The organism is Pseudomonas sp. MWU318 (assembly GCF_016756945.1).
GTDB lineage: Bacteria > Pseudomonadota > Gammaproteobacteria > Pseudomonadales > Pseudomonadaceae > Aquipseudomonas > Aquipseudomonas putida_A.
The window spans coordinates 134,983-160,503 of the sequence record NZ_JAESJL010000004.1; the positions used below are offsets into that span (position 1 = coordinate 134,983).

Genomic DNA, 25,521 nt, shown 5'->3' on the forward strand with positions numbered 1-25,521 from the left:
CGCGGATTCAGCGCAAGGAGCACAGCGGGACGGAACGGATGCTGAACAGTAACTTGCTTCGAAAGCTCGACATGCAGGACCTCATGGTGTTTATCGCCGTGTATGAGCAAAGCAGCGTCACGGATGTCTCGGAGACGCTGTGCGTCAGCCAGTCCACTGTCAGCTACTGCCTGAAAAAATTGCGCACCAGTTTCGAAGACGAGTTGTTCATCAACACCCGCACGGGCATGCGCCCCACCTACAAGGCCGGCACCATGTACGGCCATGTGCAGAAGATCCTCGAAAGCATCAACCTGTGCCACGCCGGCGCCCCGGCCTTTGACCCGACCCGGCAAGCGGTGACCTTCAATATCTGCGCCCCGGAATATTTCGAGCAACTGGTATTGCCGCGCCTGTTGAAGCGCTTCGACTTCGACGATTTGCCGGTGGTGGTCAACGTGCACAAGTTCGAGACTGACGTACCCGCCGACGAACTGCGCGACGGCAGTCTTGACCTGGTGATCTGCTTCGGCCCCAACTTCCACCGCAGCCACACCGACCTAAAATCGCGAATGCTCCTGGAGGACGATCTGGTCTGCGTCTTCGACAAACGTGCCACGCCGCTGGAACCGCGCCTGAGCCTGCAGGCCTTCACCGAGCGGCGCCATGTGTTCCCGACACCGTGGACGTCCACCACCAACATGGTCGATGGCTGGCTGGCACGTCAGGCGCAGAAACGGCAGATCGTCGCGCGCTCCAACAGCTACAGCGCGGCATTGAAGATGATCACCGGCACCGACTTCATTCTCACCCTGCCCCGACGCATCCAGCGCCTGCTGACCAACGACGCGGTGTTCAATCACTGCGAAGCGCCGAACGGCCTGCCGGGATTCACCCTCGACATGCAATGGAGCCAGAGCGCCGACCAGGACAGCGCCAACGTCTGGCTGCGCGAGCAGGTGATCAAAGTGTGCAGTGAGCTGGAAGCGGCCTGAGTCCTACACGCCGATGGCAGTCTTGGTGTAGGAATCGCGGTCGATATCGAGCAACTCCACACACAACTGCACTTCGACCCCGGCCGGCCATTCGCACAGATCCTGCAACACCGCCAGCAGGCTGTCCGAGAGCTGCTTCTTGATCTGCGGCGAACGACCGCTGAGCAGCGCCAGCTTCACATGGATGAAAGCACGCTCACCCATGCCGGTACCGACCTTGAAGGTCTCGACCTTCACCGCCCGGCTCTTGATATCGAACTCCGCAGCGAACTGACCGGAACCCACCAGGGCGTTGTTGAGCCGGATCAACGCCACATCAGCGTTCAACTGCGGCAGGTTGGCGGTGTATTCCATGTGCAGGTGTGGCATGGGGTGCTCCAGTCAGTCGGCAGAAAGGTCGTACATATACCACAGCGCTGCCCTACTCTCCTGCGGCTTTTTCCGAGGTTATCGAGGCCGACGCCTGACGCAATGCCAGGCTTTCCCACAGAGCCACCAGCACCACGATCGCCGTGGTCAGCGCCCCGAGCACCAGCGCCGAAAACCAGTGGTTCAACGTCAGCGGCAGCGCCAGCGTAAGCAACACCAGCCCCGCCAGATGCGACAACGGCGGCAGCGGTCGGTCGGACATGACCCACTTGAACAGCGCATTGCCCAACAGAAACAGCCATGGCCCGCCAATGATCACCAGGATCCCGGCGTCACCGGCGTGATCCGGATGCACCAGCACCAGTTCGTCGGCCACCGCACTGACGATCACCCCGGCAACGATCAGCACGTGCAGGTAGGTGTAGGCGATGCGCGCCTGGCGCCCGGGATCGCTCGAATGCGCGATGCGATGATGCGCGCGCTCGGCGCCGCTGTCGAAGTACACCCACCACATGCCGATGCTGCCCAGCACCGCCACCAGAAACGCCATGACTCCGGTGGCGCTCAGCGTCAGTTCGGCGAACGTCGCGCCGGTCACCAGCAACGATTCGCCCAGGGCGATGATCACGAACAGCGCGCAACGCTCGGCCATGTGATTGCCTTCGACGTTCCAGTCACTCAACGACGACCGCCCCAGCCCCGGCACCCAGAAATACAGCGAAGGCGAGATCAGCTCGATCAACAGCGCCAGCGCCCAACACAGCAGACGTTGCTGCCCGTCAAGAAAGGCCCCGGCGATCCAGAACACGCCTGAGAACATCAACCACGCCAGAATCCGCTGGAAGTTGCGGGTCATGCTCAGCGATTCGCCACGCACCGCCCAGATCGCAAACAACGTGCGCCCGACCTGCATGAACACGAACGCCGAGGCAAACATCAGCCCGCGCTCGGTGAAAGCCTTGGGGATCGAGGACGACAGCAACAGACCGGCGATCATCAGCCCGAACAGTCCGAGGCGGATCGGCAGTTTTTCCGGGTCGAGCCAGTTGGTAATCCACGAAGTGAAAATCCACACCCACCACACCGCGACCATCAACAGCGCCACCTGCACCGCGCCCAGAATCGAAAGATGCGCGAGCAGCGAATGCGAGAGCTGAGTCACGGCAAACACGAACACCAGATCGAAAAACAGTTCGACCATGCCGACCTTGCCACTGTCGAGACTGCCGCGCCCACGCAGCAACGAACGGGAAATGCTCATGGGTCAGGTCTCCGCCGAGGACTTTGCCATTGAGCAAAGCAGCCCGACCAGACGAACGCAAACCCTTGTAGGAGTGAGCCTGCTCGCGATGGAGACGTGTCAGACAACATCAATGTCGACTGACACACTCTCATCGCGAGCAGGCTCACTCCTACAGGGGAGATTTGTGGTGGGATTCAGGGCGCGGTCAGTGGCCGTTCGCTCATGAACGCTTCAAGCCGCGAACGCAGCCAGCGCTCGGCCGGATCGCTATCGACGTGGCTGAGCCAGACCATCGACAGATCCAGCATCGGCGTCTTGAACGGAAACGGTTCCTTGAACAACAGCCCGGAGGCAGCCATGGCTTCGGCGGTGTAGTCCGGCAGGCTGGCGATCAGGTCGGTGCCGGCCAGCAATGCCGGCAGCGCACTGTATTGCGGCACCGACAACACCACATGCCGGGTGCGGCCGATCTCCGCCAGCCACTCATCGGCATAGCCGCTGATGTTGGCGGTGTGCGACACCAGCACGTGCGGGCGTGAACAGTATTCATCAAGGGTCAGCGGCGAATCCGAGGCATCGGCGCGCAGGATGCTCGGCTGGATATGCCGCAGCAGTTTGCGCTTGGCATTGGCCGGCAGGCCCCGGGTCTGGCTGATACCGACGGTGATGTCGCCGGCGGCCAGCAGATCGGGGATCCGCCAGTAGTCGACGTGTTGCACCACGAACACCACGCTCGGTGCCTCTTGGCGCAATGCCCGCAGCAGCGGAGGCAGCAGGCCGAATTCGACGTCATCGGACAGGCCGATCCGGAACGTCATGTTGCTCACGGCCGGGTCGAAATCGTGAGTCAGGCTCAGCGCCACCGACAGCGAGTCAAGGGCCGGCGACAGGTACTTGAACAGCTCTTCGGCCCGGGCAGTCGGCTCCATGCGATGGCCGACGCGAATGAACAGCGGATCGTTGAACATCGCGCGCAAGCGATTGAGCGCCGAACTGATGGTCGGCTGGCCGAGAAACAGCTTCTCCGCCGCCCGGGTCACGTTGCGTTCGAGCATCAAGGTCTCGAACACCACCATCAGGTTGATGTCGGCCTTGCGTAATTCATTTCGATTCATCCATTGTCCCCGCTCCCCAGACTGCCGGCAGTGTATGAAGTCCTTGGGACTGACGTCTATCCGACGATTGGCGGTTTGTTCGACAATTTCACTGCACCGTCAGGGTTTTCAACCCCAGCCCCATGACTCGCGCATCGTCGTTGAAGCCCAGCTTTTGCGGACTGACTGCATCGGGCAGATGCAATCGAACATTCAGATATTCCCCGGCGACCTGCGCTGCGCTGAGCGGTATTTCCAGCCGATTGCCCTGCACCTCAGTCAGACGCGTCGACAATGCCTCGACGCCATTGATGCTGACGATCACTCGCTGGCTGAGGTTCGGCGGCATGGCAAAGGCCAGGGCATCAATCACCAGTGCATGCGACCCGGGAGCGACGCGCAGTCGCAGTTCTGCATCCTGTCCATCACTCCAGGTGCCCCAGGCTTCCGGCGTGGACCAGCCTTTGACCAGTTGCCGAGTGCTGCGGTTGAACGTCTGCACCAGTCCCGGCTGGCTCAAGGGTATCGAGGACAGCGCTCGCCCCTGATCGACCATCGCCAGACAGTCATTACAGTGTTTCCAGCCCGGGGCCAGCACGACAAAGTCGTCGACCCGGGTCAACAGATCGGTGTCGCTGCGGATGCTCTTGACCGCCAACTCCAGCGCGTCGTCATCGAGGATGTACAGCGAATCGCTGTCGTACTGGCCGCTGGCGAGCTGGCTTTGCGTCGTGCGCAGCAGCTTGTCCAGCGCCTTGGGGCTCGTACGCCCCAGGTAAGCTGCGTCGGTTTTCAACCCATGGGAGCCGGCAAAATCGGCAATCGCCTGCCACTGGTCCGGCTGATTTTTCGGTGTCACGGCACGGACGTTCTTGTAGTGCGCCGCCGCACTGGCCCAGAACGGATCATGCATCGGACTGGCCCAGGCCGAGGCTTCGGGCAGCATTTTCGTTGCTCTCAAACCTGCCCAGGCAATCCGGGTGTCGGCGACTTGCACCACCAACGCCAGCGCCAGCAACCCCATGGCGATACGCGGCCGATAACCGCGCACCACCAGATAAGTGAGCAATATCACGATGGCGTAAAACACCGGCCAGAACATCCGGCCCGAAGCGCGAAAAATACTCGCTGCACGCAGCACGAATTCTGGCAGCGGATAGCTGAACGTCTGCAGGCCGAATCCGATCTGGTTCGACAGGGCGAACAGCGTCAATCCGATCAACGCCAACAACAAGAACGGGCGACTGCACAACAAAGCCTTCAACGAGATACCACTTTTGTACCAGCCGATAGCGGCCAGCGGCAGCAGCAACAGGACACCCAGCCCCAGGTAGTTGAAACCTTCGTAATCGCCTGCGCCCTTGGGGATACCTGGCAAGACAAATGACCAACCGTCTGGATCCACCAGCGACAACAGGTTCATTCGATAAAAGCCGAAACCGCCGCCCGCCGCGCCATCGGTAATACTGAAATAACCCGCCTGCCAGCAGCACACGCTCACCAACGCGAACAAGCCGCCCAGCTCGATAAAGACCTGACGGCGCGTCAGCTTGCCGACCCACAACTTGCCAAACAGATCCGCGACCCAGATCAGCGCCACCATGCCTAACAGGTAAGCGTGAACCAGTGCCGTCACGGCGAGCAATGCCCCCCACGCCAAACGTCTACGCTCGAGTGCCGGGTGGAGTGCCAGATACAACGCCGCGAGAATCAGGAAGTGCCCGACCAGCGAAAGATGTCCACCGGTACGCAGAAACATCGGCGGCGAAAACACCAGGAGCCCGGCGCCAAGCAGGCGCAACACGGGGTTGTCGGTGATCAAGCCGAGCAGCTTCCAGGCAAACCAGGCCTGCATAATGAAACACGCCAGCAGCCATAAACCGAAATACTGGAACGTCTCCGGCAACCAGCCATTGAACGGTTTGAACAGCAGCGCCAGCAGCGGATTGGAATCGGAAAAAATGATCGAGCTGCCCAGTTCCATCCCATAGGACGGATTCAGCCCGAGGGGAAAAGTCCAGGGAGAATGGCGAAAAAATACCCAGCCCAGGTAATGCGTCGCCGGATCACCGTCCTTGAGCCAGGCGATGTTTTGCGGGTCGAGGGCACGCGGGCCGATCACCAGAAAAAACGCCAGCGCGCCCAGCAGGACTGGCAACAGCGCCAAGGCTGGATGCTTGTTCAAGCCCCTCATCGATACGTCCAGAAGTTATGCAGCACGAAGGTGAATGCCGGAATGATCAGGGCTACGGCGCCGATGCCCAGCAAATAGTGCAGTCCGGCAATCTGCGCCGCCCACGCGACGGACATCGCCAGGAAAAAGCCGCCGCAGGACACCAGCATGAAGCGCAGCAGGGTTTTGCCATGCAAACGGGCCGAAAAACTCCAGGTGGTGTTGATCACGTAGGACACCACCGTCGCCACGGCAAACGCCACACCGTTGGCGAGTGGCGGGTGCGGCGCGACGAAATGGATGAACAGCACCGCCACCAGTGCGTGCAGCGCGGTGACGAACAGACCGGTCACGGCAAACCGCAAGCCGCGCTGGATCAACGCCGATCTGTCGGCTGAGGTCACGGTTTGCGCGCCAGCACAAACACGCTCAGACCGGCCAGACGATTGATGCCCATCAGCGGCAGTTCAAGGCTGCAGAGGGTCTTGAGTACGCCGTTGACCAGCGGATGATGACGCTTGAGCTGCGACTGCGGTGCTGCAGCCTGCGGCCCTTTGGGCAACAAACGCAACGCTGCCGCGATCGGAAACACCGCTCCGAAATAGTAGGCACCGCGCTGAACAGTCAAACCGGCGTCACGAGCCAGGGTTTCAAACTGCGGCAGGGTGTAGCGGCGCTTGTGTTCGAGGAAGTCGTCGTGACCGCTCCACAGAAACTGAAACGCCGGTACGGTCATCAGGAAACGGCTGCCGGACGGTACCTTGTCGACATAAGCCTTGAGCAGGCCGAGGTCGTCGTCGACATGCTCCAGCACGTCCATGAGCAGCACCAGATCCGCGTCGATGGCGTCGATATCGCGGCGGTAATGCACCGGTTTGCCCGCAGTGCTCGCATCGGAGTCGGCGGGGTAGCTGATATCGACGCACCACGCCTCCTGCGCCGAGGTTTGGGTCAGCAGATGGTGCGAGAAAAACCCCGACCCGGCGCCCACGTCGAGAATCCGTGTGATCGGCGCATCACCGAGCAGACGCCGAGTCGCCGCCGCTTTGGAGCAGTAATACCAATGCTCGCCGATGCTGTCGCCGAGGATGTCGGTTTCCTTGAGATCCATGTTTCAGTCCTTGGGATCGTAGACGCGACGCACCAGAAAAACCGGCCGGCGTTTGGATTCGATATAAGTGCGGCCGAGGTACTCGCCGAGTACGCCGATGCCAATCAATTGCAGGCCACCGAGGAACGTCACGGCCACCATCAGCGAGGCATAACCGGGCATGTCGATACCATAGATCAATGTGCGCACCACAATAAACATGGCAAAGGCAAAGGACACCAGCGACACCGCGGCGCCGATGTAAGTCCAGATCCGCAACGGTTCGGTACTGAAACTGGTGATGCCTTCCAGGGCAAAGTTCCACAGCCGCCAACCGTTGAACTTGCTCTGCCCTGCCACACGCTCGGGTCGCTCGTAATCGACATGGGTGGTACGAAATCCGACCCAGGCGAACAGGCCCTTCATGAAGCGCCGGGACTCGGGCAAGGTCAGCAAGGCATCGACCACACAACGGTCCATCAAGCGGAAATCGCCGACGTTTTCCGGCAGCGGTTGCTCGGCGATCTTGTTGTGCAGACGGTAGAACCAATGCGCCGAAGTCTGCTTGGCCCAGGTGTCGCTGCGGCGGCTGATGCGGTGACCGAGCACCACTTCGTACCCTTCGCGCCAACGCTCGATCATATGCAGAATGACTTCGGGCGGATCCTGCAGATCTGCATCGATAGGCACCACAATCTGCCCGGTGGCGATCTGCAGACCGGCGGATAACGCCGCCTCTTTGCCGAAGTTACGACTCAGATCGACGATGCGCAGCCGCGAATCGTGCCGCTGGCGATCCAGCAACCGCTCAAGTGTGGCATCAGTGCTGCCGTCATTGATGAACACCAGTTCCAGAACAATCGACGCCTGGTGCTGGAAGACTTCATCGATGCGCTGAATGAACGCGTCGAGACTGTCCTCCTCGTTAAAAACCGGGACAACCAGCGATAACGTGACCCGTGTGGCCTGTGCCGTTCCATGCTCAGTCAAGGGAATGCTCTTTTTATAGTGTTTGTCGGTCGTCGAAGCATTTTCAACGCCATGAGCCGTCCCGTATTAAGCAGTAGCGTCGATAGCCTTGCAAGACGCAAATGACGCCATTTTGGCCAATCCAGACGCCAATGCGTGCGCTCTAGCCCGCGCTCTTCAGAAACATCTGCCAACGATTGGAAACAAATGCCCGATAGCGAAAAAAACTCGCTCCGCTAGGCTTGCGACGATGCGCCACACAGGTAGGCGCAAACACTATCGCAAGGAGCGAACTGAATGTATTTCGAGATCTACAGGCAATCCCGAGGCACCCCGAGCACCGGCAAAGGCCAATGGCGCTGGAGGCTGCGGGCGGGAAACCACGAGACGATTGCCAGTGGCGAATCCTATGTAAACAAGGCCGATTGTTTACATGTGATCGAGTTGATCAAGGGTGTGCAGGGGGAGACGCCGGTGAAGGAAATTTAAGCGGTGCGGTCCGTTCTCTCGAGCGGGCCGGCTTCAGAGCGACGCAAATCAGAGGCCGATCAGGTATTTTTTTCCTGAAAATGAAAAAGCCCAGCAATAACGCTGGGCTTTTAGACCGGAAGTCTTACGACTTTACTTGGAAGACTCTAATTTAATCTTTTTGGCAGTCCGAATTATCGCTTTTTGCATCTCAATCGCTTCATTTGCTGCAACAAGATACGCTTCACGTCTTTCTTCTATGGACCCAGTATGGAAAAAAGCCGACATCGGGGTCGATAATGCTTTTTCCTTGATTTCGTCGCTTTCGCCTTTCATAAGGCTACTCCGTTCAAAATACATTCAAGTTCGTTCTGATCATAGGGCTGGTTAACGAACCGGTCAATTTCATCAGCTGAAAGGTTGATACCAATGTCAGCATTCCCGCCATCCGTGTTTTTGAGGATCACATCCACCTGCAACGAATCGCCTAACTCTCGCTTCAACTCACAGACAGATGCCTTTGCAGCATAAAACTGCCTGACGAATTCGCGGCATGGAATGTTTCGCCCCTCCGTTTCCTCACGCGCAAGGACAAATTCCCACGCTAACTCGGGCCGTTGATAAACGTAAATGATCTGTACAGATCTATTTTTTCTTTCAACGGAGCGCAGAATATTTCTTCTCGCGACCTCTGCATTAGCTAGCGTCCCATCCAGCAAAAATGACTGGTCTTGCTGATAGACCAAATCAAGAGTCCGCTCGACTATGGCAGTTACCGCTCGCTGAAAAAGGCTGGAGTTATTTCCACTGTATTCAGCAAAGACCCCTCTGAAGTCATCCGGGTCGATCCTCAGTGCCCGTGAGCCGCCAGCCCCGATCACATTGATAAATGCTTTGGATACTTCTGTTTTCCCCGCTCCCGGAGAACCAGCCATGAAAACTGACACAGGGTGATCCTCTCGTGGATGCCTGGTCAAACACGCGACTTCACGCGCGATGCGGGTGCGATTGGCTTTGGCAAAGGCTAATGCGCGTTCAGATATGCCCTGCTCCAGTGATGTCATCGGTTTCTCCCTAAAGTGAACTGAATCTACCACCCCTCAAGAACACGAACACATCCAGCATAAAAACAAAAAAGTATCCTTCCGTGACAACAATTGACTCAGTTACCAGAGGGCACGCACAACTCGTCGCCCTGCTATCGCATTTTTTCAACAGAAACAAAAAAGCCCCGTAGCTCTTCAGCTACGGGGCTTTTTCTATGTAATGGCGGAGAGATAGGGATTCGAACCCTAGGTACCGGTGAAGGTACAACGGATTTCGAATCCGTCCCATTCGGCCACTCTGGCATCTCTCCAACGGCGCGCATCATAACAACACTTCTGCCGAAAGCAAACCCTCTTTCGAAAATTTCTTCGTGCTATCAGATGCTTGCGTCGATTAAAGCGGTACACCCAGACGATTGGCGACTTCTTCGTAGGCTTCGATGACGTCACCGAGGCCCTGGCGGAAGCGGTCTTTGTCCATCTTCTTCTTGGTGTCCTTGTCCCACAGGCGGCAGCCGTCCGGGCTGAACTCGTCGCCGAGGACGATCGAGCCGTCGCTGAACACGCCGAATTCAAGCTTGAAGTCGACCAGCAGCAGGCCTGCGTCGTCGAACAGTTTGCTCAGGACTTCGTTGACCTTGAGCGACAGTTCTTTCATGCGCGCCAGTTGCTCGGCGGTGCCCCAGCCGAATGCCACGACGTGGGATTCGTTGATGAACGGGTCGCCCTTGGCATCGTCCTTGAGGAACAGTTCGAAGGTGTACGGGTTGAGCTTCATGCCCTCTTCGACGCCCAGACGTTTTACCAGGCTGCCGGCGGCGTAGTTACGCACGACGCACTCGACCGGGATCATGTCCAGCTTCTTCACCAGGCACTCGTTGTCGCCCAGCAGTTTGTCGAATTGGGTCGGAATGCCGGCCGCTTCGAGTTTCTGCATGATGAAGGCGTTGAACTTGTTGTTCACCATGCCTTTGCGGTCGAGCTGCTCGATGCGCTTGCCGTCGAACGCCGAGGTGTCGTTGCGAAACAGCAGGATCAAGCGGTCAGCGTCGTCGGTCTTGTAAACCGATTTGGCTTTGCCGCGGTAGAGTTCTTCACGTTTTTCCATGATGGGCTCCGCTTGCTAAGTAGATGGGCTAGGCGATATGGCGCCAGTCGAGCCCTGAATCTTGATCGGCCAGTTGCAGCCAGTCCGGGTCGCACCCGAGGGTGTCGACAAAACATTGCCGGGCCAGCTGCGGCAGGTTGTTCTTGCTGCTCAGGTGGGCGAGAACCAGATGCTGCAAGCCCTGCCACCCCAACTCGGCCACCAGGAATGCCGCCTGATGGTTGTTCAAATGTCCCAGCTCGCCGCCCACCCGTTGCTTGAGAAAGTACGGGTAATGACCACGGGCCAGCATGTCGCGGCAGTGGTTGGACTCGATCATCAACGCATCAAGATCCCGATAGCCGTCCAGCACCCGCTCGCAGTAGGAACCCAGGTCGGTCAGCAGGCCGAAGCGCCGCTGCTCGTTATCACTGAATACGTACTGGGTCGGCTCCTGCGCATCATGGGCCACGGCAATGACCCCGATGTTCAGTGCGCCGATCTGCAGCTGCTCGCCGCCGGCCAGAAAACCTGCGGGTTCGATCGGTTTGCGCATCCCGCGCAGTGTGCCGCGACTGAGGTAGACCGGCAGATTGTAGCGCCGAGACAGCAAACCCACGCCATGCACGTGGTCGGCATGTTCGTGGGTTACGAGTATCGCGCTCAGTTGCGCCGGGTGAACCCCCAGACGCAACAGGCGTTTTTCGGTTTCCCGCAGGGAAAAACCACAATCCACCAGCACATAGGTATCAGCACTGGCAATCAGCGTGCCGTTCCCTTGGCTACCGCTGCCGAGAACGGCAAAGCGCATGTGATCAGCCCAGGTTGTCCTGAATCACGCTCAACACTTTGCGCGCCACATCGGCCGGCGCAACGGTGTTGATGTTCTTCTCGACAGTCACCTGAACGTTCTCACCGACCTTGCTCAGGCGAACCTGATAACGCTCGGCGCGGGCTTCAACTTCTTCCTTGGTCGGCGCACTGCCGAACAAGCTGCTGAAGAAACCAGGCTTGTCGTCTTTCTTCTCGGCTTTCTCGGCCAGGTTGATGTAGTACAGGCCCAGGCTGCGGTTGATGTCTTCAACGCGCCACTGACCTTGCTCCAGCGCACGACCGACGCTCGACCAGGCACGATCCAGGTCAGGACCGACGTTCAGCACCGGGTTGCCGCTGCCGTCTTCGCTGAGGCTGACACGGCTCGGGGTATCGAAGTCACGCGAAGCCAGCATCGACACCGAACCACCCTTCTCGGAGATCCGGCTCATGCTCGCAAGCATGTCGTCGACCAGCGCTGCGTCCAGGCCAGTGTTGACCGAACGGTTGGTGAAATCGACGTCGGCGGTGCTGCCGGCAGGACGCTCGGCGCTGACCACGTAGATTTCACTGGTGTTGCGCTGCACGCCTGGCTCGATACGCACCCGCACGCGGGTTTCGCTGTCGGCACCGACACCGGCGGCGCTCAGGCGCTTGGCCATGGCGGCGGACAGTTCGTCGGAATGCTGCCAGGTGGTGGTGAACTCACCGGTTTGCGGACGCTGTTCATCCAGACGGAAACCGTTGTCCTGGAAGAACTGCACCGCCACTGGCCAGACTTCGGCCGGAGGGTGCTGGGCCACAACCCAACGCGAGTCACCGCTCTTCTGCAGCGAGTAGTCGGTCGCCTCGGCAACCGCCGTCAGCGGTTGCGGACGCGGCACCACGTACTCGCCCTTCGCCGTGTCATCAGCCACGTTGCGCGGAATCGGCAACAGAGGATCCAGACGCTTGGAAGTGCTGACATTCGGTGGCAGTTGCATCGGTGCAGTCTGTTGCGCTTCCAGGTAATCGCTACCACGGTCACGGAAATAACCTTCCGGGCCCCAGACCCATCCGCAGCCACTGGTGCTGGAGATAATCAAGGCAAGTGCGGAAAGTCCGGCCATTCGCTTCATGCGTTGTACTTCCTCAATTAAACCAGGACGCTGCACTGGCGCAGGGCCGTGCGAAGCGTTTCATGACAAGGAGCGCTCAGCCAGGTCAACGGCAGGCGGATGCCTTCGTGCATCAGGCCCATTTCAACCAAAGCCCACTTCACCGGAATCGGGTTGGCTTCGATGAACAGGTCCTTGTGCAGCGGCATCAATTTATCGTTGATCGCCCGTGCGGTCTCGGCGTCGCCTTTCAGCGCGGCCTCGCACAGGTCAGCCATTTCGCGCGGGGCGACGTTGGCCGTTACGGAGATGTTGCCTTTGCCGCCCAGCAGGATCAGCTCGACCGCGGTCGGATCATCGCCGGACAGCACGATGAAGTCCTTGCTCACGCCGTCGATGATGGCTTTGGCGCGTTTCAGGTCGCCGGTGGCTTCCTTGATGCCGATGATGTTCGGCACGCTGGACAGGCGAATCACGGTCTCGGCCTGCATGTCGCAGGAGGTGCGGCCGGGAACGTTGTAGAGAATCTGTGGAATGTCGACGGCTTCGGCAATGTGCTTGAAGTGCTGGTACAGGCCTTCCTGGGTCGGCTTGTTGTAGTACGGAACTACCAGCAGGCAGGCGTCGGCGCCGGCTTCCTTGGCGTTGCGGGTCAGCTCGACGGCTTCGCGGGTCGAGTTGGCGCCGGTACCGGCGATCACCGGAATGCGCCCGGCTACCTGTTTGACCACGGCTTTGATGACGGCGATGTGTTCTTCTACATCAAGGGTCGCCGACTCGCCGGTAGTACCGACCGCGACAATGGCATGGGTGCCGTTCTTGAGATGGAAGTCCACGAGTTTGCTGAGGCTGTCCCAGTCAAGACGCCCTTGTGCATCCATGGGAGTGACCAGTGCCACCATACTGCCCGCAATCATGAAACCGCTCCTGCCGGAAAAAGAGAGCGGTAATGGTACTGGCGCCAAGATGCTTGCACAAGCGAAGTACTGCGCCGCCATTCCCCTTGGCGTCGGTTTTCGCTACCCTTCAGACTTTGATCGGTACAGATCAGCTTGTACGCCGGGTTCCAGCCTCCCCTTTCGGCCTCCCAGGCCCCGTTCCAGTGTCGCTGCTGCACGCTCCGCCTTTATTGGAGCGAATTGCGAGCCACGGCCCGGGGCTTTCTGAACGGGCACGCGCAGACGCTTCCCGACGGCCAATGCCCATCGACCTACCGACCGCTCATCGCTTTAGGAATGCTGCATGTCCACCCCCACAGTTCGCGAACAATTCCTTGTCATCAGTGCCCTTGGCGCCAACCCCATGGAGCTGACTAACGTCCTGTGCCGCGCCAGCCATGAAAATCGCTGCGCCGTCGTCACCTCCCGCCTGACTCGCCATGGCGAATGCAGCGCCCTGGTGCTGGAAATCTCCGGCAGCTGGGACGCGCTGGCCCGCCTCGAAGGCAGCCTGCCGACCCTGGCCAAGCGCCACGCATTTACCGTCAACGTGGTGCGCAGTGCGGCCCTGGAAAATCGTCCACAGGCCCTGCCGTACGTGGCTTATGTCAGCTCGGCGTATCGCCCGGACATCATCAATGAGCTGTGCCAGTTCTTCATGGATCACAACGTCGAGCTGGAAAACCTGACCTGCGATACCTATCAGGCTCCGCAGACTGGCGGCACCATGCTCAACGCCACGTTCACCGTGACCCTGCCCGCCGGCACCCAGATCAGCTGGCTGCGCGACCAGTTCCTGGACTTCGCCGACGCAATGAACCTGGACGCGCTGATCGAACCTTGGCGCCCACAAAACCCAATGTAAGGAAGCTTTCATGGCCGTTGTCATCGACCAACCGGTTGCGGATTTCGAAGCACCTGCCACCAGCGGGCAGACCGTCAGCTTGTCCGCCCTGAAGGGCAAGCAAGTGGTGATCTACTTCTATCCGAAGGACAGCACCCCGGGCTGCACCACCGAAGGCCAGGGTTTTCGTGACCAGTACGCGGCGTTCCAGGCCGCTAATACCGAGATTTTCGGTATCTCCCGCGATAGCCTGAAGTCTCACGAGAACTTCAAGTGCAAGCAGGAGTTTCCGTTCGAGCTGATCAGCGACAAGGACGAAGCCGTCTGCCAGCTGTTCGACGTGATCAAGCTGAAAAAACTGTACGGCAAGGAGTACCTGGGCGTTGATCGCAGCACATTCCTGATCGACAAGGACGGTGTACTGCGTCAGGAATGGCGCGGCGTGAAAGTGCCGGGGCATGTGGATGCGGTGCTGGCTGCGGCTCAGGCGCTGAACAAGGCCTGAAGATCAAAAGATCAAAAGATCAAAAGATCGCAGCCTGCGGCAGCTCCTACAATTGGAATGCGTTTCCCTGTAGGAGCTGCCGCAGGCTGCGATCTTTTTGCTTTTATAGCAATGGAGCCACCACAGGCTCCTTGCGCGGCCACGCATCCAGCACGGCCTTGAACAACGTCGCCAGCGGAATCGCAAAAAACACGCCCCAAAACCCCCAAAGCCCGCCGAACAGCAGCACCGCGCAGATGATGGCCACCGGGTGCAGGTTGACCGCCTCGGAAAACAGCAGCGGCACCAGCACGTTGCCATCCAGGGTCTGAATGATCCCGTAGACCGCCATCAGATAAATGAACTGATCGCTCCAGCCCCACTGGAACAACGCAATCAGCAACACCGGCACGGTCACCACCACCGCGCCGACGTACGGTACCACCACCGACACCCCGACCAGCAACGCCAACAGCGCCGCATAGTTGAGCCCGAGAGCGACGAACGCGATGTAGGTCACGCCGCCACAGATCACGATCTCGATGACCTTGCCGCGAATGTAGTTGGCGATCTGCCGGTTCATTTCCTGCGCCACGCGGGTGATCAGCGCTCGCTCACGGGGCAGATAGCCACGCACCCACTCGCCGATCATGGCCCGATCCTTGAGGAAGAAGAACACCAGAATCGGCACCAGCACCAGATAGATCATGATGTTGACCAGCAGCGGCAGACTCGAGAGGGAAAAGGTCAGCGCCCATTGCCCGAACTTGCCGATTTCGCCACGCGCCGCTTCGATGGCCTGCAGCACCTGCTCGTCAGAAACCAGATGCGGATAACGCTCGGGCAGCAACAGCAGCAGCGACTGCCATTTGGCGAGCATCCCCGGCAACTCGTTGAACAGCGTGATCAACTGATGCCACAGCAGCGGCAACACCACCACGATGAACACCAGCAACACGCCCATGAACAGCGCAAACACCAGCCCCACCGCCGCCGCGCCAGGCACGCGCATACGCTCCAGTGCGAGTACCAGCCCCTGCATCAGATACGCCAACACCATCCCGGCCAATACCGGCGCGAGCATGCCACCGAGCGTGAGCACCGCGGTGAAGGCGAGAAACAGCAGCACCGCCAGCACCACCGCTTCTTCGTCGGAAAAGTAGCGCTGAATCCAGTCGCGTAACACTTTGAACATCAATAATCCTTAGGTCTTTTACGCTGTCGGCTTCAGGCTTTTTTCAACCAGTAACGGTAGACGCCTGCTTCGTCTTCTTCGCGCAGCAGCGTATGACCGGCCAGACGGGCAAAGGTGCGGAAGTCGCGCTGCGAGCCTGCATCCGTGGCGATCACCTTGAGCACCGCGCCGCTGGGCAACTTGTTGAGTTCCATCTTGGCCTTGAGCAACGGCAACGGGCAATTCAGGCCACTGGCGTCCAATTCACAGTCATGGGCTACAGCGTCGGTCATTGCGTCACTCCGGTTCAGGTGGTTAAGGCGCCTAGAATATCTGGTCGCAAGCCCGGTGTCCGGCTACAGTAAGGTCTTTGTCTTCTAAGGCTTTGTGCATGACATTTCTGCGCCCTACCCTGCTGACGCTCGCTTGCCTGCTCGCCTCACCGGGCTTTGCCGACGATCTGCCGTCACTTGGCGACGCCAGTTCTGCCATTGTCTCTCCGCAACAGGAATATCAGCTGGGCCGCGCCTGGCTGGCGATGTTGCGCAGCCAGGTTGCGCAGCTCAACGATCCGCAACTCAAAGACTACGTCGAATCCAGTGTTTACAAACTGGTGGAGACCAGCCAGGTCACCGACCGCCGTCTGGAATTCATTCTGATCAACAGCCCGCAGCTCAACGCCTTCGCGGCGCCGGGTGGCGTGGTCGGAGTCAACGGCGGCCTGTTCCTCAACGCGCAGACCGAAGGTGAATACGCCTCGGTACTGGCCCACGAACTGGCTCACTTGTCACAACGCCACTTCGCGCGCGGTGTAGAAGCTTCGCAGCGGATGCAGGTGCCGATGATGGCGGCGCTGCTGGCCGGGATCGTGATTGCCGCCGCCGGTGGTGGTGATGCCGGGATCGCGACCATCGCCGGCAGTCAGGCCGCAGCCATTCAATCGCAGCGTACCTTCTCGCGCCAGAACGAACAGGAAGCCGACCGCATCGGCATCCTCAACCTGGAAAAGGCCGGATACGACCCGCGCTCGATGCCGACCATGTTCGAACGCCTGATGCGCCAGTATCGCTTCGACGCCAAGCCGCCAGAGTTTCTGCTGACTCACCCGGTCACCGAATCGCGTATCGCCGACACCCGTAACCGCGCAGAACAAGCACCGGCGGGCGGCATCGAAGACAGCATGCGCTATCAACTGATCCGCGCCCGCGTTCAACTGATCTACGAAGAAACCCCGGGACTGGGCGCCAAGCGCTTCCGTGCACAACTGGATGAAAATCCGAAAAACGACGTGGCGCGCTACGGCCTGGCGATCGCTCAGATCAAGGGTGGCCAGCTCAATGAAGCCAGGGAGAATCTCAAACAGCTGCTGGCCAAGTCACCCAACGAGATCATCTACAACCTCGCGCAGATCGACCTGGATATTACCAACAACCGCCTGCCGGATGCGCAAACGCGGGTTGACCGCATGCTCACCCAGTATCCGGGCAATTACCCGCTGAATCAGGTTCGGGTCGATCTATTGCTGAAACAGAATCGCACCGCCGACGCCGAGAAAGCCCTCGACAGCCTGCTCAAATCCCGCCCGAATGATCCGGACGTGTGGTATCAGGTCGCCGAAACCCGTGGTCTCTCTGGCAACATCATCGGTCTGCATCAGGCTCGCGCCGAGTACTTCTCGCTGGTCGGCGATTATCGTCAGGCGATCCAGCAGCTCGACTTTGCCAAGCGCAAGGCGGGCAGCAACTTCCCGCTGTCCTCGCGGATCGATGCGCGCCAGCGCGAGCTGATGGAGCAGGAGCGCATGATCAAGGACATGATGGGCTGAGTTTTCATCAGCGACATAAAAGTTCCAGGCATAAAAAAACCGCCTCTTTCGAGGCGGTTTTTATTTTACCGCTAGCGGATTATTCCGCCAGTTTGAAGGTGATGAAGCTCGCGCGACCTTCACGCAGAACGCGCATCGACACCGAACGATTCTTCGGCAGCGCCTTGGCGATCTCGGCGAACTCCTTGGTGGAGCCGATGGCCTGGTTATTCAGGTGAGTGATCACGTCACCCGGCTGCAGACCGATCAGTGCCGCAGGACCATCCTGAACATCCTTGATGACCACACCGCCCTTGAGGTCGTAGGTTTTCTTCTGCTCGGCGGTCAGCTCGATCACCGAAACACCGAGGCGGTTGCTGCTGCTTTCTGCGCCGGATTTCGGCAGTGCTGCCAGCTCTTTGTCCTCGTCCGGAATCGCGCCGACGGTCAGCTCGACATTCTTGCGCTTGCCGTCACGGATCACTTCGAGGTTGGCCTTGGCGCCCGCTTTCAGCGCACCCACCAGATGTGGCAGGTCGGCGGACATGACGATCGGCTGACCGTTCATGCTCAGGATCACGTCGCCCACTTGCAGACCACCCTTGGCTGCCGGACCGTCATCCTGAATCTGTGCAACCAGCGCACCGGCCGGCTTATCAAGACCGAACGACTCGGCCAGATCCTTGTTCACTTCCTGGATGACCACACCCAGCCAGCCGCGGCTGACTTTGCCACCGCTTTTCAGCTGATTGGAAACGTCCATCGCCACATCGATCGGGATGGCGAACGACACGCCCATGAAGCCACCGGAGCGGGTGTAGATCTGCGAGTTGATCCCGACCACTTCACCGTTCAGGTTGAACAGCGGGCCACCGGAGTTACCCGGGTTGATCGGCACGTCGGTCTGGATGAACGGCACGTAGTTTTCGTTCGGCAGGCTACGGCCGACGGCGCTGACAATACCTTGGGTCACGGTGTGGTCAAAGCCGAACGGCGAACCGATCGCCACGACCCACTGACCCGCCTTCAGGTCCTGGGACTTGCCGAGCTTGAGCACCGGCAGATCCTTGCCATCGATTTTCAGCAGGGCCACGTCGGAACGTGGGTCGGTACCGATAAGCTTGGCTTTCATTTCACTGCGATCAGCCAGACGCACGAGGATTTCGTCGGCATCGGCAATCACATGGTTATTGGTGAGGATGTAGCCATCCGAGGAAATGATGAAGCCCGAACCCAGCGATTGCGCTTCACGCTGACGGTCGCCGCGCGGCGAACGCTGCTGAGGCGGCATGCCACGCTCGAAGAACTCGCGCAACATCGGCGGCAAGCCTTCCAGGTCAGGCATCTGCTGGTTCACCTTGCGGTCCGGCAGCTTCTGCGTGGTACTGATGTTCACCACTGCAGGCGAGGCCTGTTCAACCAGTTGGGTGAAATCCGGCAGGTCGGCCGCCTGGGCAGCGGGGACAGCCTGACCCAGCACCAGCACGGTGGCGAAAATGGAGAGATAAGACTTCAAGCTAAGTATCGACATACAGCTCCCGTTACGACGAGCAGGGTTAAGCGATATGGAGCAAGGAACACCGGGAACCGCGGGCCGGTATTTTTGTTCCGGGAACAACAGACAAGGCCAGAGCCGTGAGGCTCTGACCTATAAAAAACTTTCGGGTGATTTGCAAATGAAAATGCTGAGCAAACATTTCATCTACGTCTCGAAGAAGAAGTGGAAATGACTGAAATCAGCTCACTGCTTGCTGGTTGCAGCGCCATCGTTACGCATCGAAAGGGCAATCCTCTCGGCCGTGCCGATTGGAATTTCGCCGACCACCGTCACCATCATCTCACCCTCAGGCGTAGTGAGGCGACGGGAAACAGCGACAGTCGGCCCCAACTGCGTGCGGGTATCGGTCACTGTTGCACCGTTCAACGGCTCAAGAAATACCGAAAACCGCGCCAGCCCGTCGTCATACATCAGGCTGCTGACTTGAGTCTTGGTTTCCGAATCTTTGCGTGAAGTACTGCTGGTCAGCACAAACCCCGGAGGCAGCCAGTCGGAATGCCAGACCTGAGCTGTCTTCACGGCAGACGCCTTGTCACTATCAATAGTAACGGCCTTGCACTCGGCGCCAGCTTGCAGGTCTTTGTCCGACGGGACATCAGCGGTATCGAGGCTGGTGAACTGGAAACGCTCGAGTAGCTGCCCTTTGTCGTTGAGCAATAACGACTTCAATGGCAAACCGGTCTGTTTATCCAGATGCAGTTCGAAACCATAACGATGCTGGTCGCGAGGCGTCAGCGATACGATGACCGCATCACGCCCGGCCACGCGCGACTTGCCGATGACGGCAAGCTCATACCAGTTTTTCAGCTTTTGGGGGTCAAGCGAACGAGCGGTCGAGTTGGGAGAATCTCCCAACCCCGCAATCAGAGTGCCGCTGACGCATTGAGTATGCCCATCAACACGCACGACTTCCTGAGCCGAGCCGTCGAGCTGAAGCAAACGCTCGCGGACCTGACCGTTCTGGACACGATGCCAGATATTGTGGGTAGAAAAACTACCGTTACGCTCGTATACGAAAGTACCTTGGAAGCTTTGCTGCTGCTCGGCCTGACCCAGGCGGATCAGCCAGTCCTGGGCCTCGTCGGCATGGGCTGGAACAATGAACCAGCCGCTAAGCAGAAGCGTAAGTAGAGGTATGGCGCGCATGATCCTCCTTAACGGTTTTCCATGCTTGCTGCACGCGCATAAGGCAGAGCGCTTTCAGTACCTTTCAATGCAGCCTGCTGAGCATGCTGACGCAGATAGCCTGGCAGACGCTGATCGTGCCAGCCTGGCTGACCTTGCAGGACGCCATTGGCCATCGGACCGGTGGTTTCCGAGCTTTCCTTGTAGCCAGCCAATACAGCCGGGCCTTTGACCTGCGGCGCAACCAGCGAAGGCTGATTGGACTGCTGGGCCAGTTCGACTCCAGCGATTTCGTCCTGGTTGTACAGGCGCACACCGGCCAGTACTGCAACGGTCACCGAAGCCGCAACGGCCAGACGACCGAGATTGCGCCAAGGGCCGCGGGATACTTTGGCTGGAGCCGTTTCGTCTTCCAGCGCAGCAGAAACTGCCGCAGCAATGTCCAGACGCGGAAGCAGCAGATCCTTGTGCATGGCCGCCCGAGCGATCTGATAACGAGCCCAGGTCTCACGGGTTTCAACATCGTCCAGTGCATTGATCACTCGACGCAATTCCAGTTCGTCCGCTTCGTTATCCATCACTGCGGACAGCGATTCCTGCAGGGCTTCACGACTCATGGCGTTCCTCTCTTGGCTGTCGCCGCTGTCTCAGTTTTCCTGCAACAACGGCTGCAGGGCTTTATCGATGGCCTCCCGGGCGCGGAAAATCCGGGAGCGCACGGTACCCACCGGACACTGCATGACGCTCGCAATGTCCTCGTAACTCAGACCATCGAATTCACGTAAAGTTAAAGCCGTACGTAAATCCTCTGGCAGTTGCTGAATGGTTCGATGGACGGTGCCTTCGATCTCATCCCGCAGCAATGCGCGTTCCGGTGACTCGAGATCCTTCAGGCCGTGATCGCCATCGTAGAACTCTGCATCTTCAGAACTTACATCGCTATCCGGCGGCCGGCGGCCGCGTGAAACCAGATAGTTCTTTGCCGTGTTGATGGCAATGCGGTAAAGCCACGTATAGAACGCGCTGTCTCCGCGAAAGTTTCCTAGCGCTCGGTAGGCCTTGATAAAGGCTTCCTGAGCCACATCCTGGGCTTCATGGGTGTCGTGCACGAAACGCACGATCAACCCGAGAATTTTGTGCTGATATTTCAGCACCAGCAGATCGAAAGCTCGCTTGTCGCCACGCTGAACGCGCTCGACCAGCTGCTGATCCTCTTCCTGGGTTAGCATGAACACTCCTCGATAAGCATGGAGGAGGCTTGCATAACTAAACGACCAGACTTGCAAACATAGACTCGGGCTTTTCGCAAAAGTTCTCCCCCTCCAGGCAAGTTTCCTGCGGGCTCTGATTTGGCACGCACGAAAAACGCAGCGCGGGATAAACCGGCTGCGCGAATAATCTTGTCATCGGTTCGCCGGCAAAAACCCAATCGCAGGTTCTGCATTGAAGCCGACACTGTCCCGTGCTTCTGGCAACTGACTATTGATCTTGGGCCTCTGGCAAAAGTTCCAATTATTTATAGCCGCGCTGAAGCGACACCGAGCAACCGTGTGCTGAAAAAGCCTGTTTCATCCTCGATACAGTCGCCTTTTCCCAAAACGACAGAAAAAAACGTCCGACGAAGCGTCAAGCTTTTGTCGTCACAGTAGTTTCACAATGCCATACGAGCCCGGCTATTGTGCCGCTCCACCCCTCTATATACTAGTGGGCTGTGTGGCTGTCTTGACTCGCCGATCCAGCTGTCTTGCGCCAACCCCGATCCGGGTCGCTTTGAGCGGAATCCTGAAATGAGCCAACAGTTTCAACACGATGTTCTGGTGATTGGCAGCGGCGCTGCCGGTTTGAGTCTCGCGCTGACCTTGCCGGGTCATTTGCGCATTGCCGTATTGAGCAAAGGTGATCTGGCCAACGGCTCGACTTTTTGGGCCCAGGGCGGCGTCGCGGCCGTGCTGGACGATACCGATACTGTCGAATCCCACGTCGACGACACCCTGAACGCCGGCGGCGGTCTGTGCCATGAAGACGCGGTGCGTTTTACCGTCGAGCACAGCCGCGAAGCCATCCAGTGGCTGATCGACCAGGGCGTGCCGTTCACCCGCGACGAACAGTCCGGCACCGAAGACGGCGGTTTCGAATTCCACCTGACCCGCGAAGGCGGCCACAGCCATCGGCGCATCATCCACGCCGCTGACGCGACCGGCGCAGCGATTTTCACCACCCTCCTCGCCCAAGCCAAAGAACGCAGCAACATCGAACTGCTGGAGCAGCGAGTTGCCGTTGATCTGATCACCGAACGCCGTCTGGGCATGAATGGCGAGCGTTGCCTCGGCGCCTATGTGCTGAATCGCGCTACCGGCGAAGTCGACACCTACGGCGCACGCTTCGTGATCCTCGCGTCTGGCGGCGCGGCCAAGGTCTACCTCTATACCAGCAACCCCGACGGTGCCTGCGGTGACGGCATCGCCATGGCCTGGCGCTCGGGCTGCCGGGTGGCGAACCTGGAATTCAACCAGTTCCACCCCACTTGCCTGTATCACCCGCAGGCCAAGAGCTTCCTGATCACAGAAGCCCTGCGTGGTGAAGGCGCGCACCTGAAGCTGCCCAACGGCGAGCGGTTCATGCCGCGCTTCGACAAACGTGCCGAACTGGCGCCACGCGACATCGTCGCCCGCGCCATCGACCATGAAATGAAGCGGCTGGGCGTCGACTGCGTGTATCTCGACATCAGCCACAAACCTGAAGCCTTCATCAAAAGCCACTTTCCGACGGTTTACGAACGCTGCCTGGGTTTCGGCATCGACATCACCAAGCAGCCGATCCCGGTCGTACCGGCGGCGCACTACACCTGTGGCGGGGTGATGGTTGACCAGCACGGTCGCACCGACGTGCCGGGGCTGTACGCCATCGGCGAAACCAGCTTCACCGGCCTGCACGGCGCCAACCGCATGGCCAGCAACTCGCTGCTCGAATGCTTCGTCTATGCCCGCTCGGCGGCAGCGGACATTCTTGCGCAACTGGATGACGTCACCGCGCCAACCGCCCTGCCCGAGTGGGACGCCAGCCAGGTCACCGATTCCGACGAAGACGTGATCATCGCCCACAACTGGGACGAGCTGCGCCGCTTCATGTGGGACTACGTCGGCATCGTTCGCACCAACAAGCGCCTGCAACGAGCGCAGCACCGCGTGCGTCTGTTGCTGGACGAGATCGACGAGTTCTACAGCAACTATAAAGTCAGCCGCGACCTGATCGAGCTGCGTAATCTGGCGCAAGTCGCCGAACTGATGATCTGCTCAGCCATGGAGCGCAAGGAAAGTCGCGGTCTGCATTACACCCTCGACTACCCGAACCTGCTGCCCGAGGCGCTCGACACTATTCTGGTGCCGCCCACCTACGCCGGCTGAACTTGAGCCGCACTCGCAGGCGTCGGTGTACATCCGCTGCCTGCGAGTCTCGCGGCACACAGATCGAGCGCACCCGCCGCTCCCCGCGCAGACGAAAGCGCAACACCACGATCAACGGCAACGCCAGGCTGTCCGGGCGCAGTTGCACCGCTTGCCAGCCGCCCGCCTGATTCCACAACTGCCAGCCATCGGCGTCGCGGCGCAATCGGCAAAAAGCCTGCGGATGCTTCAGCAGAATCTGCCGTGGCAACACCCACGCGGCGTGCAGCAGACAGGCGAAAGCCCCGAGCAGACTGGCCCAGAGTGGAATCGACAGGAGAAACAAAACACCCAGCGCGAATGCCTGGGTCAACAGATACGCCGCCAGCAACTGCCGTGAGGCATGCCAGCGGCATTCGAACGTGTTACTTGGGCTGAACACGGTCCAGGATCATCCGGACCATGCGCTGCAACTCAGGGTCTTCGGACTCACTGCGCTCCATGAACCAGCCGAACATGTCCTGATCCTCACAGGTCAGCAGACGGACATACAAGTCGCGATCGACCTGGTTGAGGTGCGGATACACCTCTTTCACGAACGGCACCAGCAGCACGTCAAGTTCCAGCATGCCGCGGCGGCTGTGCCAGAAGAGGCGATTGAGTTCAACTTGTTCGACCATGGAGCCCTCCTCAAATAGGCGCGCAGTATACAGCCCCGGCGCGGGTCGCACAGTCGGCTTTGGTCGGGCACCACCGATCCTTTATCAACTACCCATTTCAACAACGCGCCCTTATGATGTGCCCCAGACTTTTTTACCCTGCGATGACCCATGGCCGATTCTGCTTTTTTCTGCACCCTGTCTCATGAAGGCGTACTCGCGGTTCGCGGCGTGGATGCCGGCAAATTCCTGCAAGGCCAATTGACCTGCAACATCAATTACCTCAGCGACAGCCAGGCCAGCCTGGGCGCGCGCTGCACGCAAAAAGGCCGGATGCAGTCGAGCTTCCGCATTCTGCTCGAAGGTGACGGCGTGCTGCTGGCAATGGCCAGTGAACTGCTGGAGCCGCAACTGGCGGACCTGAAAAAGTACGCGGTGTTCTCCAAATCCAAACTGACCGACGAAAGCGCCGCCTGGGTGCGTTTTGGCCTGGAGCACGGCGACGCCGCGTTGGCCAGCCTGGAGCTGAACCTGCCAAGCGAAACCGACAGCGTGGTACGCAGCGCAGGCCTGATCGCGATTCGCGTCTCGCCGGAACGCGCCGAACTCTGGGTACCGGCCGATCAAGCCGACGCCATCAAAGCCAAGTTGGCCACCGCCCTGCCTGAAGGCGAATTGAACCAATGGCTGCTGGGGCAGATTCGCGCCGGTATCGGTCAGGTCATGCCGACCACCCGCGAGCTGTTCATCCCGCAGATGCTCAACCTGCAGGCAGTCGGTGGCGTGAGTTTCAAGAAAGGTTGCTACACCGGCCAGGAAATCGTCGCGCGCATGCAGTACCTGGGCAAGCTCAAGCGTCGCCTCTATCGCGTAGAACTTGATGCGACTGAACTGCCAGAGCCGGGCACCCCGCTGTTCGCCCCAAGCCACAGCAGCGCCATCGGCGAAGTGGTGATTGCCGCCCGCGCCGCAGAAAAGATTGAACTGTTGGCGGTGTTGCAGGCCGAAGCTGCCGAAGCGGGTGATCTGCACCTGGGCGCCCTCGAAGGGCCAGCCCTGCATTTGCTCGACCTGCCCTACGAACTGGATCGCGACCGCGAAATCCAGCGCTGATCGCAGCTTTTGTTGC

At 59.3% G+C, this 25,521-nt stretch carries 28 protein-coding genes and 1 tRNA gene; 7 read left to right on the plus strand and 22 right to left on the minus strand.

Annotated elements, in window-relative coordinates; all coding sequences use genetic code 11:
* The first annotated feature begins 38 nt into the window (after positions 1-38).
* Positions 39-974 carry a LysR family transcriptional regulator gene (locus JN524_RS11560; protein ID WP_202369418.1) on the plus strand — a complete coding sequence of 312 codons (936 nt, stop codon included), beginning with the start codon at positions 39-41 and terminating at the stop codon, positions 972-974.
* A gap of 3 nt (positions 975-977) precedes the next feature.
* Here JN524_RS11560 and JN524_RS11565 read toward each other — a convergent pair whose 3' ends face one another.
* The 7 genes from JN524_RS11565 to JN524_RS11595 all read right to left on the minus strand — a co-directional run bounded on the left by JN524_RS11565 (position 978) and on the right by JN524_RS11595 (position 7,933).
* Positions 978-1,343: a 5-carboxymethyl-2-hydroxymuconate Delta-isomerase gene (locus tag JN524_RS11565; RefSeq protein WP_202369419.1), complete on the minus strand. Its 366-nt coding sequence runs from the start codon at positions 1,341-1,343 to the stop codon at positions 978-980.
* A gap of 52 nt (positions 1,344-1,395) precedes the next feature.
* On the minus strand, positions 1,396-2,604 hold the full coding sequence (locus tag JN524_RS11570) for a low temperature requirement protein A (RefSeq protein WP_202369420.1): 1,209 nt from the start codon (positions 2,602-2,604) through the stop codon (positions 1,396-1,398).
* Between the two features lie 176 nt (positions 2,605-2,780).
* On the minus strand, positions 2,781-3,701 hold the full coding sequence (locus tag JN524_RS11575) for a LysR substrate-binding domain-containing protein (protein ID WP_027614510.1): 921 nt from the start codon (positions 3,699-3,701) through the stop codon (positions 2,781-2,783).
* 88 nt (positions 3,702-3,789) lie between these two features.
* Positions 3,790-5,874 (minus strand): DUF6311 domain-containing protein, encoded by a 2,085-nt coding sequence (locus JN524_RS11580; protein ID WP_202369421.1) that lies wholly within the window; start codon positions 5,872-5,874, stop codon positions 3,790-3,792.
* Positions 5,871-6,257, minus strand: a complete 387-nt coding sequence (locus JN524_RS11585) for a GtrA family protein (protein WP_202369422.1) — start codon at positions 6,255-6,257, stop codon at positions 5,871-5,873. The genes JN524_RS11580 and JN524_RS11585 overlap by 4 nt, the downstream gene beginning before the upstream one ends.
* Positions 6,254-6,964, minus strand: a complete 711-nt coding sequence (locus JN524_RS11590; protein ID WP_047598095.1) for a class I SAM-dependent methyltransferase — start codon at positions 6,962-6,964, stop codon at positions 6,254-6,256. Before JN524_RS11590 ends, JN524_RS11585 begins: the two co-directional genes overlap by 4 nt.
* A 3-nt stretch (positions 6,965-6,967) precedes the next feature.
* A complete protein-coding gene (locus JN524_RS11595) occupies positions 6,968-7,933 on the minus strand; it encodes a glycosyltransferase family 2 protein (protein WP_202369423.1) in 966 nt (321 codons plus the stop codon).
* Between the two features lie 276 nt (positions 7,934-8,209).
* On the opposite strand from JN524_RS11595, the gene JN524_RS11600 reads away from it, so the two are divergent.
* Positions 8,210-8,401 carry a YegP family protein gene (locus JN524_RS11600; RefSeq protein ID WP_007963291.1) on the plus strand — a complete coding sequence of 64 codons (192 nt, stop codon included), beginning with the start codon at positions 8,210-8,212 and terminating at the stop codon, positions 8,399-8,401.
* Positions 8,402-8,533: 132 nt separating this feature from the next.
* On the opposite strand, the gene JN524_RS11605 is transcribed toward JN524_RS11600, so the two are convergent.
* The 7 genes from JN524_RS11605 to dapA form a co-directional block, all read right to left on the minus strand.
* Complete coding sequence (locus JN524_RS11605) at positions 8,534-8,716, minus strand: hypothetical protein (RefSeq protein WP_007963290.1); 183 nt, start codon at positions 8,714-8,716, stop codon at positions 8,534-8,536.
* Entirely contained in the window at positions 8,713-9,444 is a 732-nt protein-coding gene (locus tag JN524_RS11610) for a zeta toxin family protein (RefSeq protein WP_202369424.1), read from the minus strand. Before JN524_RS11610 ends, JN524_RS11605 begins: the two co-directional genes overlap by 4 nt.
* Before the next feature lie 203 nt (positions 9,445-9,647).
* A tRNA-Ser gene (locus JN524_RS11615) sits at positions 9,648-9,737 on the minus strand.
* A gap of 83 nt (positions 9,738-9,820) precedes the next feature.
* Complete coding sequence (gene purC, locus JN524_RS11620; RefSeq protein WP_007963288.1) at positions 9,821-10,534, minus strand: phosphoribosylaminoimidazolesuccinocarboxamide synthase; 714 nt, start codon at positions 10,532-10,534, stop codon at positions 9,821-9,823.
* Between the two features lie 28 nt (positions 10,535-10,562).
* Complete coding sequence (locus JN524_RS11625; protein WP_047598088.1) at positions 10,563-11,324, minus strand: MBL fold metallo-hydrolase; 762 nt, start codon at positions 11,322-11,324, stop codon at positions 10,563-10,565.
* 4 nt (positions 11,325-11,328) lie between these two features.
* On the minus strand, positions 11,329-12,444 hold the full coding sequence (gene bamC, locus JN524_RS11630; protein ID WP_027614466.1) for an outer membrane protein assembly factor BamC: 1,116 nt from the start codon (positions 12,442-12,444) through the stop codon (positions 11,329-11,331).
* Between the two features lie 17 nt (positions 12,445-12,461).
* Entirely contained in the window at positions 12,462-13,340 is an 879-nt protein-coding gene (gene dapA / locus JN524_RS11635) for a 4-hydroxy-tetrahydrodipicolinate synthase (protein WP_202369425.1), read from the minus strand.
* A gap of 325 nt (positions 13,341-13,665) precedes the next feature.
* Between dapA and JN524_RS11640 the strand changes: the two genes are divergently transcribed.
* Positions 13,666-14,226, plus strand: coding sequence for a glycine cleavage system protein R (locus JN524_RS11640; RefSeq protein WP_007963284.1), 561 nt, complete (start codon positions 13,666-13,668; stop codon positions 14,224-14,226).
* A gap of 10 nt (positions 14,227-14,236) precedes the next feature.
* Complete coding sequence (locus tag JN524_RS11645; RefSeq protein ID WP_202369426.1) at positions 14,237-14,710, plus strand: peroxiredoxin; 474 nt, start codon at positions 14,237-14,239, stop codon at positions 14,708-14,710.
* Positions 14,711-14,813: 103 nt separating this feature from the next.
* Here the strand turns inward: JN524_RS11645 and JN524_RS11650 are convergent, their stop codons facing one another.
* On the minus strand, positions 14,814-15,884 hold the full coding sequence (locus tag JN524_RS11650) for an AI-2E family transporter (protein WP_027614463.1): 1,071 nt from the start codon (positions 15,882-15,884) through the stop codon (positions 14,814-14,816).
* A gap of 32 nt (positions 15,885-15,916) precedes the next feature.
* Complete coding sequence (locus tag JN524_RS11655; protein ID WP_007963279.1) at positions 15,917-16,156, minus strand: sulfurtransferase TusA family protein; 240 nt, start codon at positions 16,154-16,156, stop codon at positions 15,917-15,919.
* A 98-nt stretch (positions 16,157-16,254) separates the two neighbouring features.
* Between JN524_RS11655 and JN524_RS11660 the strand changes: the two genes are divergently transcribed.
* Positions 16,255-17,688 carry a M48 family metalloprotease gene (locus JN524_RS11660; protein WP_202369427.1) on the plus strand — a complete coding sequence of 478 codons (1,434 nt, stop codon included), beginning with the start codon at positions 16,255-16,257 and terminating at the stop codon, positions 17,686-17,688.
* Between the two features lie 79 nt (positions 17,689-17,767).
* On the opposite strand, the gene JN524_RS11665 is transcribed toward JN524_RS11660, so the two are convergent.
* The 4 genes from JN524_RS11665 to rpoE all read right to left on the minus strand — a co-directional run bounded on the left by JN524_RS11665 (position 17,768) and on the right by rpoE (position 21,579).
* Positions 17,768-19,198 (minus strand): DegQ family serine endoprotease, encoded by a 1,431-nt coding sequence (locus tag JN524_RS11665; RefSeq protein ID WP_202369428.1) that lies wholly within the window; start codon positions 19,196-19,198, stop codon positions 17,768-17,770.
* A 210-nt stretch (positions 19,199-19,408) separates the two neighbouring features.
* Complete coding sequence (locus JN524_RS11670; RefSeq protein WP_202369429.1) at positions 19,409-20,371, minus strand: MucB/RseB C-terminal domain-containing protein; 963 nt, start codon at positions 20,369-20,371, stop codon at positions 19,409-19,411.
* An 8-nt stretch (positions 20,372-20,379) separates the two neighbouring features.
* Complete coding sequence (locus JN524_RS11675) at positions 20,380-20,967, minus strand: sigma-E factor negative regulatory protein (RefSeq protein ID WP_003222558.1); 588 nt, start codon at positions 20,965-20,967, stop codon at positions 20,380-20,382.
* A gap of 30 nt (positions 20,968-20,997) precedes the next feature.
* Positions 20,998-21,579, minus strand: coding sequence for an RNA polymerase sigma factor RpoE (rpoE, locus tag JN524_RS11680; protein ID WP_003172477.1), 582 nt, complete (start codon positions 21,577-21,579; stop codon positions 20,998-21,000).
* Positions 21,580-22,137: 558 nt separating this feature from the next.
* Here rpoE and nadB point away from each other — a divergent pair.
* Entirely contained in the window at positions 22,138-23,754 is a 1,617-nt protein-coding gene (gene nadB / locus JN524_RS11685; protein WP_202369430.1) for an L-aspartate oxidase, read from the plus strand.
* Here nadB and JN524_RS11690 read toward each other — a convergent pair.
* Both JN524_RS11690 and JN524_RS11695 read right to left on the minus strand, forming a co-directional pair.
* Positions 23,723-24,175, minus strand: coding sequence for a protein YgfX (locus JN524_RS11690; protein WP_202369431.1), 453 nt, complete (start codon positions 24,173-24,175; stop codon positions 23,723-23,725). The two genes, nadB and JN524_RS11690, sit on opposite strands and share 32 nt — an antisense overlap.
* On the minus strand, positions 24,159-24,413 hold the full coding sequence (locus tag JN524_RS11695; protein ID WP_003222550.1) for an FAD assembly factor SdhE: 255 nt from the start codon (positions 24,411-24,413) through the stop codon (positions 24,159-24,161). The genes JN524_RS11690 and JN524_RS11695 overlap by 17 nt, the downstream gene beginning before the upstream one ends.
* A gap of 150 nt (positions 24,414-24,563) precedes the next feature.
* Here JN524_RS11695 and ygfZ point away from each other — a divergent pair, with 150 nt between their 5' ends.
* Positions 24,564-25,505, plus strand: coding sequence for a CAF17-like 4Fe-4S cluster assembly/insertion protein YgfZ (gene ygfZ, locus JN524_RS11700; protein WP_202369432.1), 942 nt, complete (start codon positions 24,564-24,566; stop codon positions 25,503-25,505).
* The last annotated feature ends 16 nt before the right edge of the window (positions 25,506-25,521 follow it).